The sequence below is a fragment of the Fuerstiella marisgermanici genome (genome assembly GCF_001983935.1).
Taxonomy (GTDB): domain Bacteria; phylum Planctomycetota; class Planctomycetia; order Planctomycetales; family Planctomycetaceae; genus Fuerstiella; species Fuerstiella marisgermanici.
Map to the genome: position 1 here is coordinate 8,399,658 of NZ_CP017641.1, position 12,146 is coordinate 8,411,803.

The 12,146-nt window shown below is 55.8% G+C and carries 10 protein-coding genes; 8 read left to right on the top strand and 2 right to left on the bottom strand.

Features of this window, described 5'->3' with window-relative positions:
* Nucleotides 1–124 precede the first annotated feature (124 nt).
* From Fuma_RS31790 to Fuma_RS31805, 4 genes are all read left to right on the top strand, one after another.
* On the top strand, nucleotides 125–1,312 hold the full coding sequence (locus Fuma_RS31790; RefSeq protein WP_145944488.1) for an SGNH/GDSL hydrolase family protein: 1,188 nt from the start codon (nucleotides 125–127) through the stop codon (nucleotides 1,310–1,312).
* Nucleotides 1,313–1,327: 15 nt separating this feature from the next.
* Nucleotides 1,328–2,557, top strand: a complete 1,230-nt coding sequence (locus tag Fuma_RS31795) for a Glu/Leu/Phe/Val family dehydrogenase (protein ID WP_077027654.1) — start codon at nucleotides 1,328–1,330, stop codon at nucleotides 2,555–2,557.
* A 196-nt stretch (nucleotides 2,558–2,753) separates the two neighbouring features.
* Nucleotides 2,754–3,278: a cyclic nucleotide-binding domain-containing protein gene (locus tag Fuma_RS31800; RefSeq protein WP_077027655.1), complete on the top strand. Its 525-nt coding sequence runs from the start codon at nucleotides 2,754–2,756 to the stop codon at nucleotides 3,276–3,278.
* Nucleotides 3,279–3,610: 332 nt separating this feature from the next.
* A complete protein-coding gene (locus Fuma_RS31805) occupies nucleotides 3,611–3,943 on the top strand; it encodes a HesB/IscA family protein (protein ID WP_077027656.1) in 333 nt (110 codons plus the stop codon).
* Between the two features lie 125 nt (nucleotides 3,944–4,068).
* Here Fuma_RS31805 and Fuma_RS31810 read toward each other — a convergent pair whose 3' ends face one another.
* Nucleotides 4,069–5,595: a sulfatase family protein gene (locus tag Fuma_RS31810; protein WP_158521202.1), complete on the bottom strand. Its 1,527-nt coding sequence runs from the start codon at nucleotides 5,593–5,595 to the stop codon at nucleotides 4,069–4,071.
* A gap of 70 nt (nucleotides 5,596–5,665) precedes the next feature.
* A complete protein-coding gene (locus Fuma_RS31815; RefSeq protein ID WP_077027658.1) occupies nucleotides 5,666–6,397 on the bottom strand; it encodes a phytanoyl-CoA dioxygenase family protein in 732 nt (243 codons plus the stop codon).
* Between the two features lie 391 nt (nucleotides 6,398–6,788).
* On the opposite strand from Fuma_RS31815, the gene pilM reads away from it, so the two are divergent.
* The 4 genes from pilM to Fuma_RS31835 all read left to right on the top strand — a co-directional run bounded on the left by pilM (nucleotide 6,789) and on the right by Fuma_RS31835 (nucleotide 12,103).
* Nucleotides 6,789–8,273, top strand: coding sequence for a type IV pilus biogenesis protein PilM (pilM, locus tag Fuma_RS31820; RefSeq protein WP_077027659.1), 1,485 nt, complete (start codon nucleotides 6,789–6,791; stop codon nucleotides 8,271–8,273).
* Nucleotides 8,274–8,315: 42 nt separating this feature from the next.
* Nucleotides 8,316–10,058: a cadherin repeat domain-containing protein gene (locus Fuma_RS31825; protein WP_077027660.1), complete on the top strand. Its 1,743-nt coding sequence runs from the start codon at nucleotides 8,316–8,318 to the stop codon at nucleotides 10,056–10,058.
* Between the two features lie 371 nt (nucleotides 10,059–10,429).
* Nucleotides 10,430–11,245 carry an OmpA family protein gene (locus Fuma_RS31830; RefSeq protein ID WP_077027661.1) on the top strand — a complete coding sequence of 272 codons (816 nt, stop codon included), beginning with the start codon at nucleotides 10,430–10,432 and terminating at the stop codon, nucleotides 11,243–11,245.
* Nucleotides 11,246–11,341: 96 nt separating this feature from the next.
* Nucleotides 11,342–12,103: a PIG-L family deacetylase gene (locus Fuma_RS31835; protein WP_077028686.1), complete on the top strand. Its 762-nt coding sequence runs from the start codon at nucleotides 11,342–11,344 to the stop codon at nucleotides 12,101–12,103.
* Nucleotides 12,104–12,146 lie beyond the last annotated feature (43 nt).

A 12,146-nucleotide genomic window follows, 5' to 3' on the forward strand; every position in this document is an offset into this window, starting at 1 on the left:
TTGACAGCGACTTGAATCAGGCAGCCGGACGCGTTTTGCAGACAACAGGATTCAAAAGGGCGAGTTCCTCCACGGGGACTCGCCCTTCCTGCGTTTACGGCCTTTGAACTACACTTCTCGCACAATGCTTCGCGCCTCATTCAGAACGATAAAACAGCTAATAACAGCCGTAGGGCTGCTGTTGCTGATCGTATTGCTGGCGGAAGTGGTGCTGCAGTTCCGGTCTCCGCCGCCAACGCCGACAATTGCCAGTCAGGTCAGCGGGCCATTGCGCGACCTGCTGGCTCCGTCAGCCGTCGTGCATCATGAAATGAAACGGCTCAGCCGATATCAGTCACCTGGTGACATCGCGTTTCAGACCAACAGCTTTGGCCTTCGCGGTGATGAGCCCATTCAGCCAAAACCTGAAGGCGTGTTGCGGATTGTTTTGTTGGGCGACGAGACGATCCTGGGTGCGGACATGCAGCCGGAAAACACCATCCCCAACCGGCTGCAGAATCTTCTGGCGAAGGAGACCGGACAACAGGTGGAAGTGTTGAACGCGGGAGTCCCAGGCTACAGCCCGTTGTTGTCGCTTCTTCAGTTTCGGCAGGAATTGAATCAGCTGGCGGCTGAGGTCGTGATTCTGCATTTTGATATGAGTGACGTGGCGGACGATGCCATCTACCGACGCTGGTTAAAGGAATCGGAAGGCCGCCAGATCTGCCTCAACCCGATGCTGGCGCCGTCGCCGAGTTCTTCGAATGCTGCCTTAAGTCGCTTACAGCAATCAGCGCTACTGCGTTTGTTGCAGGGGAAGGCGGGTTTGACGGTCGATGCGACAAGCGGGCCTGTGGTATCACTGCAGCAACAATACGAATGGACAACTGCCGGTCAGGCCGATCTTCGGCTTCAGGTGCGTCATGCATTGGATCCGCTGCAACGGCTGGCCGCTTATGCCGCTCAACAACCGTTTCTGTTGTTGGTGAGTACCTCGCCGGTGCCATGGCAGGTGACCGGAGCGGACGAGTTTCCCACGATTGCCAGCGCATTGAGTACTGCGTCGGCGTGGCCGGTTGACGGCGATCTTCCTCAACGGATCGTCAGCGCGGTATGCGAGCAGTCTGCTGTGCCGTACTGCGACGCGACTGCCGCGTTTCGTTCGTTTAGTCAGCCCGAGAAACTGTTCGAAAGCGATTCCACTTCCCTGTCGGCCTATGGGAATGCTCTTTACGCTCGCGAGATTGCGTCTATGCTTCTGCAAACGCCGAAATTCGCCAGCCTGTTTTCCAGTTCGAACCAGATTTCAGCTCAGCCCGCCGTGCGGCAATAACAAAAAGTACCTGACATGAACGCTTACGAGTCTGCCAGCCACTACTTCGAAAACGCCGCGTCCGTGATGGACCTGTCGCCCAACATGAAGAAGTTGTTGAGTACTCCGGAACGCGAAGTCAAAGTGCAGGTGGCGATGAAAATGGACAACGGCGAAATCGCCACGTTCGTCGGCTATCGCATTCAACACAATAGTGCTCGCGGACCCATGAAGGGCGGGCTGCGGTTTCACCACGAAGTCGATTCCGATGAAGTGCTGGCCCTGGCATCGCTGATGACATGGAAGACCGCCGTGGTTGATATTCCGTACGGTGGAGCCAAAGGCGGGATCACCGTTTCGCCCAAGACGCTTAGCAGCAACGAACTGGAACTGATGACTCGCCGCTTTGTCGATGAGCTGCAGGACGTCATCGGCCCGGATAAGGATATCCCGGCTCCCGACATGGGCACGAACTCACAGGTGATGGCATGGATCGTCAACCAGTACGAACGCTACCACGGTTTCAACCCAGCTTGCGTGACGGGCAAGCCGATTGAATTACACGGCGCCGACGGTCGCGAAGAAGCCACCGGGCGAGGCGTCGGGCTTCTCACCGAAGCGCTGCTGGCCAAGGACAAGCGAAATCTTCAGGACACCACCGTCGCCATTCAGGGATTCGGCAACGTCGGTTCTTTTGCCGCGTCTTACATTGCTGAAAAGGGAGGAAAGGTCGTCGCGATTTCGGATATCAGCGGTGGCCGCTTCAATTCAAAAGGCATCAACATTTCTGCGGCACTCGAGCACGTCAGGCAGAATGGTTCGCTAAAGGGGTTTGAATCCGAAAAAGATATCTCCAACGACGAATTGCTGGCTCTGGATGTCGACGTTCTGATTCCCGCTGCGTTGGGCGGTGTTTTGAAAAAGGAAAACGCCGGCGATGTGCGAGCCAAATATCTGATCGAAGCCGCCAATGGTCCGGTGACGCCGGATGCTGACCAGATTCTGACTGACCGAGGAGTTGTCATCCTTCCCGACATTCTGGCCAATGCCGGCGGCGTGACGGTAAGTTATTTTGAATGGGTTCAGAATCAGCAATATTTCCGATGGGATCTGGAACGCACGCGTACTGAATTAAAGAAGAAACTCACTCGCAGCTTTGAAAAGATGTGGGACATCGCGACGGAGAAGCACATTCCACTTAGGTCTGCCGCCTACCTGATGGGCATCGGACGTGTCGGCCGCGCGACTGTGTTGGCCGGGATTTAATTTCGTGGTTGGGACATCCAGCCTCAGCAGGATCAATCACTTATAATGTAAGTAGTGGGTATCGCCAGAAGTCCTTGCGGCGCGTGTGCCGCTAAGGGATTTCCCCGGCAGGGATTTCTGGCATGGTCCACAACGAACAAACGGCGGCCGCAGGCGATGTCCAGGACGGCTCGCAGATCAAGAAAAGGCACCATCCATGAACATGCCCACGAATGAACTTACGTCTCTTCAGATTTTCAAGGGGATCGCCCCGGAAGAAGCGACCACCATTTGCGACGCACTGGAGGAAATGTCGTTTTCGGCAGGGGAAGAGATCCTGACGGAAGGCGACGACACTCAAGCACTGTGGATTATTCTGTCCGGCGAATGTGTCGTGAGCCGATCGTGCAGTGTGAACGACGTGCGAATTCTCGCGAATCTGAATGCCGGCGACGTGTTCGGAGAAATGTCCTTCGTCCGCACGGCTCCGCATTCTGCGACCATCAAAGCGACCTCGGACGTCACCGTTTGCTGTTACAGCCGAGCTCACTTTCGCGAGTTGAAGGCGAAATTCCCCGACGCCGTCTGCAACATCACGGCCAATATCGCGGCCGTTCTGGCCGAACGCCTCCGCCGCATGGACACATGGGTCTGCGAAATGGTTGACGGCCCCAAGGGCGACGATTACCGAGACGAATGGCAAACATTCCGCTCCGCGGTCTACACCAACTGGAACTTCTAAGCAGGACGGCCTGCCAACCAGCCTGAGCCGACTCTCGAAATCGGAGTTGCGGCTGCTGCTTGCTGCTGGCCGGTGAGAGATGCTTGGTGTAAGCTGAGAGCTGCGAAGAAACTCCCGGAAAACGTTCAGATCCGGGAAAATCGCCGGTTCTTGTGAAAGGACGTACTTGACAGTTCGTACTACAAGTCGAATAAACTATTCATAGGCACGCGAACGGCTCACCAACGGTGGGTTTTTCTTCACAGCAGTAAAATCACTTGGTTCCATGGCGCGGTGGTGCCTTGGGGAATATACGGTTCGACTCAAAATTGAGTTCAGGAGTTATTGAAACAATGAGTATTAATCTGACAGAAGCGGCGGCAAGTGAAATTCGACGTGTCATGGACGAGCAGAATCGTCCTGAACTCAAGTACGTCCGCGTAGGCGTCGTTGGCGGCGGTTGCAGCGGTTTTCAGTACTCGTTCGACTTCACGAATGCGTACGACGAAACCGCCGACATGGTGACTGAACAGCACGGCGTCGGCGTTGTGGTCGACAAGAAGAGCGACCTGTTCCTCGACGGCACCACAATCGACTTCTACACCGGCCTGGAAAAACGTGGCTTCACGTTCAATAACCCAAATGCCGTGAAGAGCTGCGGTTGCGGAAGCAGCTTCTCTGCCTAACGTACGGCTTGCTGCAACAACAATGAATCTGACGTTGGCTGCGTTTCCGGATCTGGAAACGCAGCCTTCTTTTTTTCGACGCTGGCAGTCGTGCGGTGTGCCGCTCCCTTGAACGCATCACCTCGCTACCTGGCGGGTGGCTGATACCAGTCCGGTGTGCCGAACCAGTCGTGCATTTCCTTTTCGAACGGAGCGAACACTTCGCGCGGTTCGAGGAATTCGCCACGGTCACCGGTTTCTACGATCCACGTGTCCAGAGCCGCTCGTAAACGCAGCAGCGCTGCCTGATGGATCGGATCATCCGACTCAGTCAGGTTCGTGATTTCATGCGGATCGCTTTCCGTGTCGAACAATTGTTCGTCGGGTAACGGCGTCATCAGGTCTGCGGCCGCTCCTTGCAGCCGGCCTTCTGCGACCAGCTTTCGCATCAGTGGCTTCACGGCGAAGCACTTTTCTTTGTAGCGGTTCAGTGACAAGAATCCCTGGTTCGGTTGCCCGGCGTTCGGCTGCCCCGGCTTGGGGCGGTAGTTTCGAAGATAGTGATACCGCTTATCGCGAACCGACCGAATTCGGTTTTCCGTTTCGTCGATACGATCACGAGCTCCAAACGCGTACGTTCGCGGTGGGTCGACGGTGGTTCCCATGAACCGGCGACTTTGCATGGCCGCCGGTCGTTCAATGCCCGCAAAGTTCAGCGTGGTCGCCGTGACATCAAGCAGGCTGATAACATTTTCGTTAACCGTGCCCGGCTGATACTGCGGTGGAGCGGGGAAGTTTTTGGGCCAGTGAATGATCATCGGCACGTGCAGGCCGGTATCCCAGCACCAGTGAATGCCGCGAGCTTCCAGGCGGCCGTTGTCTCCAAAGAATATCACAATCGTGTTATCGGCTGTGCCGTCTTTCTGTAGCTGCTCTAAAATCCAGCCGATGCGAACGTCCATCCCCGAGACTGAATTCAAATAGCGAGCCCACTCTTCGCGGACGATCGGGTGGTCGGGATAGTATGGCGGCGGAGTCACGTTTTCCGGAGTGGCAATCTTTGGGTGCCATTCTTCGCCGACCCATTTAGCGCGAGGTTTTTCGGCAGTGCGACGGTCGTAGATGTCGTATTCGATTTCCGGCGTGTTGACCTGCGCGAAGAACGGTTGATTGTCTTTCAGTTGCGACCACGAGTTCGTGTCGTAGACCGGGCCTTCATTGACGAAGTTCAGATCCAGCTTGCCGGTGCCGACGACTCTGTCGCCAATGTCCACGATGTTGGCCGTCAGATAGCCCGCATCCTTTAAGCGATGCGTTAAAGGTCGCACACCTTCCGGTAGACGATAGTCGTCGTCGCGATGAGACCTCATGTGATGCATGTCGGTCGTCGTCTGATACATCCCCGTCATAAAGGCGGATCGGCTGGGTGCGCAAACCGGTGACGTGGAAAACACTCGAGTGAACCTGACGCCGTCAGCGGCCAGCGCATCCAGGTTGGGCGTGCGCACGTTTTTGGCACCGTAGCAGCCCAGGTCCAGCTTTAGGTTTTCACCGACGATCCACAGAATGTTCGGCCGCGTTGGCGGTTCTGTGGCTGCGTGGATCCGAGCACCATTGCCGATGTGCACGACGAGAACTGCAAATAGAAACGGCAACAAAGAATATCGCGGCACAATCGGTCACCTTTGAAAAATGATAGAAATGGGCGTTGGTTGGCGATGCGGTAATTCTGTGAAGAACGACTCACTTCAAAAAGGGGACGCCCAGATGCAGAAGTGTATTCGTGTCCGGATTCAAAATGGGTTCGCTCGAATACTGAGTCACGTAGGCTCGGCGCATCTTGTCTGTGGTGTTGGCGCCGCTGCGGTGAAAGGTGAGGGAACTGAAGACCACCAGGCTTCCCGCCGGAACGATCGCCGGGATGCCTTCTTCTGTCCCGAAATAGCCAACCTTGTCCCCTGTCTGCGGATCTTGAATGTGTTCCACGCGCGACCGGATCCCGCACTTCGACCACGGCAGCACGTACGCGGTTCCGTTTTCAACGGTCATGTCGTCGACGGCGGCCCATACGGTTACGTATGGCTTGTGGTTGAAGTCCAGATATCCGCTGTCCTGGTGCCACGAAAAGCTAATGCCCTGCTCCGCCGCCTTCGCGACGTATTGGTCGTAGAACAGAAAGGCCGTATCGCCAATCGTCGCTTTGCACACTCCGGCCATCAGATCGCTGAACACGTATTCGGAAAGTCGAGGTGCCTGATCATACTTTTTGGCAATGTGATACCGCTTGCCGCGATGGCTGATGTGGATGTGGTCAGTGCCCAGTCGATCCATTTCCTGGTGCATCAGTTCGATCAGATGATCACACGAATCACGCAGAATCTTCAGATGCTCCTCGCCGATCGCGTTTTCCAGAATAAAATAGCCCTCCCGCTGGTATTGCTGGCGGTGATCGTCGGTGATAAGCGAATTCGTCACGCGGGGCTTCTCGCAATCGGGGGCAAAAGAGCGGCGATGGTGGCTCGAGTTTAGCCCGATGCAAAGCGGAATCGAAGGGAGTGAAGGCCTGTTTTGACGAAGGAATCAGCCTCACCGTCGCCTCAGAATCGTCTTAACCAACCCAGACAATTCGGCATAAGTCGCTTCCATCGTTGCATTTGGGTTCTTGCGGCACCACCATGCCGGTTGCGGGGTTTAATCAAATACAGATCGAACCTTCACAACTGTCCGGTCGCCAGCCACACTTCAACATCCAGGCGTACGATGGGCTGCGGGGCCGCCCAGTCTTTTCGGCGATGGCCTGAAAAGGCCGAGCTGCCAAAACGCCTCCTGACCAAACAGACTTCAGCAAGCAAAAGCCAAGCCCGCTATGCCAGATACACTTGTCATCGAATGGGACCGCGATCAGCTGATCGCCGCAACGGGATCGGCCGGCAGTTCGACGGTCAAACTCAAGTCGGCCGTTACGGTCGACCGTCAAAACGGCCAGTTGCTGCCTGCTGAGATCGGTGAAGAACTACGAAAGGCTCTTTCGGCCGAAGGCATCGCAGCCACAGAAGCGATTGTGGTTCTGCCTCGCGAGCTGGTGACGTTTAATCGTGTTGAGCTGCCGAACTTAAGCGACGCGGAAATCCCAGACATTGTCGCTCTGCAGGCGGCCACGCGGTTGACCGTGCCTGTCGACAGTGTGTGCCTGGACTTCTCACCGCTGCCGATCACGCCCGGCGCGGAGACTCGTGAAGTCCTTTTGGTCACGGTCCCGAAAAAGCACATCAGCGAAGTTCGTGAATGTCTGGCTGTGTGCGACCTTCAACTGGTTGGTGTACGAATCAGTTCGTTCGGCGTGGCTGCGTCGGTTGTGCATGCCGGAGTTGTTTCGAAGACGGCCGCCAGCAGTTCCGTCGAAGCGATTGTGGCGATGGGGTCGGATTCGATCGAACTGATCATGATGACCGGCCACAGTGTCGCGTTTTCACACAGCGGTGCTTCGTGGACATCGTTGGACGGAGTCGAACAGGCGGTGCGAGCCGAAATCTCGCGAGCTCGTCTGGCCGCGTCTGAAGACATGGGCGACTACAAAGTTCAGCGACTGATGCTGATTGGCAGTCCGGAACTTACGGCCGCCGTACCGGATTCCATTTCGAAGCGGTTGAACGATGCCGAAGTCGTGCGAATCGATCCTCAAGGCACGCTGCTGACCTGCACAGTGCCCGAAGGTTTGATTTCTTCGGACATGCTTGCCATTGCCGGAGTCATTGCGAACTTCGAGACGTCGTCTGTGGAGTCGGTGGACCTTGTTAATCCGCGGAAGGCACCTGAGAAAAAGGACTATAGCCGTCTGCGGAATCTGACTATTGTCGGCGTTACGGCATTAGCATTGGTTGGCGGCTGGAAATGGCGCACAGACAAAGTGAACGCCATCAATGAAGCGACGGAAGCTCTGAAAGACGAATCCAGTGAGATGCAGGAAGCCTACAAGCTGGCAAAAAATGAACTGATGTTAGATCGCAATCTGACGGAATGGACGGATCGCGATATTAACTGGTTGGATGAGATGCAGAAACTTAAGGACCTGATGGGCGGGACGGACCGCGTCTACATCAAGCAGTTTAAGTTTGGCGTCCGCAAGGGTGACTACGTGGCTTCGATTGAAGCGGAAGGTTTTGCGAAGTCGCGTCGTGACATCGAAGATCTTCAGAGGGTTCTTACAGAAGCCGGTTACGAGGTTGCTCCCAGCGAGATTACTCCCAGCCTGCGAGATCCGAATTACGCGATGGAGTTGAATCTGGAAGTGAGTATTCCGGAGACAAAGCCACAGCCGGCCGGGCAGAAATCACAGCAAGCGAAAACGTAAAGCAAAAGCAAAAACATAAACCGAGAATCGGTGTTAGAGATAATGGACGAAAAGAAACGAACAAAAGTACTCGGCGGTGTTCTGGCAGTTGTGCTGGGCTTTGGTTTGGTACGCCCCGACCAACGGCTGATGGAACCGGTGCGCGAAGCTGAACGCAGCTACAGCAACGCAGCAGGTACGTACGAACGCGAAGAAGCCAAACAGATGGAGCTGATGGTTGCGCGGAATCGTATTGAACAGGGGCGAAAAAGCAGCCTGCCGCCGCGCGTTTCTGACGCTCAACGACTGTATCAGACGTGGATTACGAACCTGGCTGAACAGTGCAAGTTCTCCATCCAACAGATCGCTCCCGGCGGCACGCGGCCACTGAAGGGGCAGTATTCCACGGTTGACGTGCTGGTCGAAGCCGAAACCGATCTGGATGGGCTCAGCCGGTTTCTGCATTTGTTCGATCAGGCCGATCTGATGCACCGAGTTTCAGCGTTGGAAATCACAAGCACGGGTTCCAGCGGCAACCCTCGCATCGAAGTCAAATTCACAGCGGAAGGGCTTAGCGTTGATGGCAGCCCGCAGAAGTCTGATGTGTTCGCTCGCACAAGGTTGCCGGAGGCCATCTCGGCAGAAGCTACGGAAGTCACTGTTGCCGAAGCAGCCGACTTTCCCAAGGCAGCTCCGTTTCGAGTTCAATTGGGCCGCGAAATGGTCAACGTGACGGCCATCGATCCGAAAGACAACAAGTGGACGGTTGAACGAGGGCTCGACGGAACTCAAGCCGTGGCACATGCGGCCAATGATGTTGTGCAGATGTTTCCGGTATCGCCAGCGAAGCAGGACGTGGCGTTCGCCGACTACGAATCACTGCTTAATTCATCGCCATTCACCAAACCCGCGGTTCCCAAAGTTTACAAGCCGCGACTGGCGTCAGTGTCGGACAAAACAGTGGCACCTGGTGACGTCGTCGAAATGACGGCCAAGGCGGAAGATATTAATCCCGACGTCGGCACGGCAATGTTTGAGTTGGCGGACAACGTCGACGGCATGACACTGGATCCGGAGACCGGCGAGTTCAAGTGGGAGATTCCCAATGATGTCGAACCAAAAAAATACGAAACCACCTTCATCCTGACTCAAAAGAATAACCCGGATTTGAAGGTCGAGAAAAAGGTCGCGATCACTGTTCAGTTGCCAAACGGAGACCCCGAAGTCACCGTGCCTGAGAAAGCGGTCGTCGTGCTCGGACGCGACTTCACCTTGGATGTCGAAGCGAAAGATGATGGCGAGTCGGCTGCGTTGAAGTTTTCTTTCGAAGGCGACGTGCCTGAGGGGCTGAAGATTGACGAAACGACCGGACAGCTTTCCTGGAGTCCGCCTAAAACGTTCAGCCCCGGCGACTACCCGGTCACGGTGAAAGTGACTGACGGCGGCAGCCCGGCCAAAAGTGCGACGGCAGGCACGACTCTGACGGTCACCGACGATTACGCCGCGCTCACTTTGTTTACCGGAGCAGTGGCTTTGGATGGAGAACAGGTGGCATGGTTTCGGAATCTGGCCACAAAGGCACTTCCGGAGCTGAAAGTTGGCGATCGTCTTACGGCGGCCGAGATTGATGCGGAAATCGTCGAAATCGAATCCCGGCATGTGCTGCTAAAAGATGCCGCCGGGATCTGGAAGCTGAAACTAGGCGACAATCTGCGGGATCGAGTGCTGATTGAACCGGCACCGGGCTCAGACACGGCCGCGCCCACAGCAGAACTGAAGACTTCTGCACCAGCTGAAGGTGCGTAACGCAGTCACGAGAGTTCGAAGCTTCTGCGGCGGTCTGTCAGTTGTCGGCCGGCGGGTCCGGCATGAATTGCCGATTATTCGACGACTCGGTCGAGCCAGACCTGCAGCCGAGGCGGGGGCATTCGGCAGGAACTGCAGTCGAATCGAAAGCGCGAGATGCTCTTATCAGCATTCGGCGTTCATGCCGCGTATTTTGCTAAAACGAGTGTAGGTCGTCGGTCGCGGGAAACGTACAAAACGTGTCCCTCCTGTTCTGTCGTCTGTGATTGGTGCTCAGTTGAGTTCTTCATTAGACGACGGAAACGCATCGCTTCCTCCTGTCGACACGTCAGGCTGAAGCGCCTCCACTGGAATCGCAAGAGCATCCCGACATGCTGACGACATCTCAAAAACTCATCGCGATGACATTGCTTTCAACGGCAATCACTGGTTGCTGCTTTCCTGGCCGGAATTCAGTGAATGAGCACCTTTCGGCCAGCCAGCTTCGATCGCAGGAACTGTTCGCAGAGAACGAACAGCTTCTGATGGCGCAGACGCAACAGCAGCAGATGATTGCCGGCCTTGAGCAGGAACGCCAAATGGTGGCTCAGCATCTGGGTCAGGTCGAGCATCAGTTAAGCACAGCCAATACGCGCATCGACAACCTGCTGGCGGAACGCGGCGAACTCAAAGAACGCTACGCTCAGGTGCTGAGCGATACCACATCCGACGGCCTCACCACCGGGCTGCCGATGGCAGAAGTTCCCGGCTTTGAATTCGACCCGTTAACCGGACTCAGTAAGTTTCCGGAAGACGTGTTGTTCGATTTGGGGAGTGCCGAGATTCGTCCAGAAGCGTTCAACGTGCTGAAAAACTTTGCTCAGCAAGTCACGTCCGGTGCCGCCGATGGTCAGCGCGTACTGATTGTGGGCCACACCGATGATCAGCCGATCGCCAGGGGCTCAACCTATCAGAAGCACCCGACAAACTGGCATCTTTCCACGGACCGCGCCGATCAGGTGATTCTGGAACTGCAAAAGCTGGGAATCACACCGGAACGCATGGCCGCGATGGGTTACAGCAAGTTTCAGCCGCTGGAATCCAGCACGGACGAAACGTCACGGCAGCGTAATCGGCGAGTCGAGCTGTACATCGTTCCCGCGTCCACAAACATGGCTGCCTGGGATCCGGTACGCTCACTGAATTAGCGTTCCTTGCAGTCGACGCGTTTGGCCGACAGACTACGCAACGCATGACGGCATGATCTCCGTCGCGTGGTTTTCTGTTATCGAAAAGGCCTTGTTGTGTCGCAAACCGATTTTTCTGATCTTCCCGAACGGCTTGACGTGATTGCCGTCGGTGCTCATCCCGACGATGTTGAAATCGCCTGTGGCGGTACGCTGGCAAACATGGTGCGTGACGGGCTGCGAGTTGGAATTGTCGACCTGACAGACGGCGAACCAACTCCGCTAAGCCCCGGTCCGGAAGTGCGACTGGAAGAAGCTCGTCGCGCGGCTGAGGTGTTGGGGGTGCAGGTTCGGGAAACACTCACACTTCCCAATCGTCGGTTGTTTGACGGATTCGACGAACGCGTGGCCCTTGCGAAAGTGTTTCGCCGCTATCGACCTCGCCTGGTCATGGGCATTGCAGAAAAAACGCCCATGGCGTCGCCTGACCACTGGCAGGCCATGCAGATCACAGACGCCGCCATTTTTTATTCGCGGCTGACAAAATGGGACGAGCACTTCGAAAACCTGCCCGTTCATCGTATTGAAAAGCAGATTTGGTATCCTCTGGGCCTGCAGAACCTTAGCCTTCCCGAAGGTGGCGGGCGATTTGTGTCCGACATTTCCGAGACGCTGGACGTGAAACTGGAATCGATTCGAGCCTATCGAACTCAGTTTCCACCGGAAAAGCAGCGCGTGTTTCAGTTGGTGGAAAGTCAGAACCGTCTGTTAGGGACCACGGCTGGTTTTTCCGCCGGAGAGATGCTGATTTCTGCCACGACGCTGGGAATTCGCAACGTGTTTGACACAATTTGCGGATTGCAGCCTCACAAGCCGTAACAATTCTTCAGTCACCTACCGACCTTCAATCAGACAACAGATG

Bases quoted from the DNA above. Each gene is read 5' to 3' on its own strand.
- Fuma_RS31790 (WP_145944488.1), top strand. From the start codon at position 125: ATGCTTCGCGCCTCATTCAGAACGATAAAACAGCTAATAACAGCCGTA.
- Fuma_RS31805 (WP_077027656.1), top strand. From the start codon at position 3,611: ATGAGTATTAATCTGACAGAAGCGGCGGCAAGTGAAATTCGACGTGTC.
- pilM (WP_077027659.1), top strand. From the start codon at position 6,789: ATGCCAGATACACTTGTCATCGAATGGGACCGCGATCAGCTGATCGCC.
- Fuma_RS31830 (WP_077027661.1), top strand. From the start codon at position 10,430: ATGCTGACGACATCTCAAAAACTCATCGCGATGACATTGCTTTCAACG.
- Fuma_RS31825 (WP_077027660.1), top strand. From the start codon at position 8,316: ATGGACGAAAAGAAACGAACAAAAGTACTCGGCGGTGTTCTGGCAGTT.
- Fuma_RS31795 (WP_077027654.1), top strand. From the start codon at position 1,328: ATGAACGCTTACGAGTCTGCCAGCCACTACTTCGAAAACGCCGCGTCC.
- Fuma_RS31800 (WP_077027655.1), top strand. From the start codon at position 2,754: ATGAACATGCCCACGAATGAACTTACGTCTCTTCAGATTTTCAAGGGG.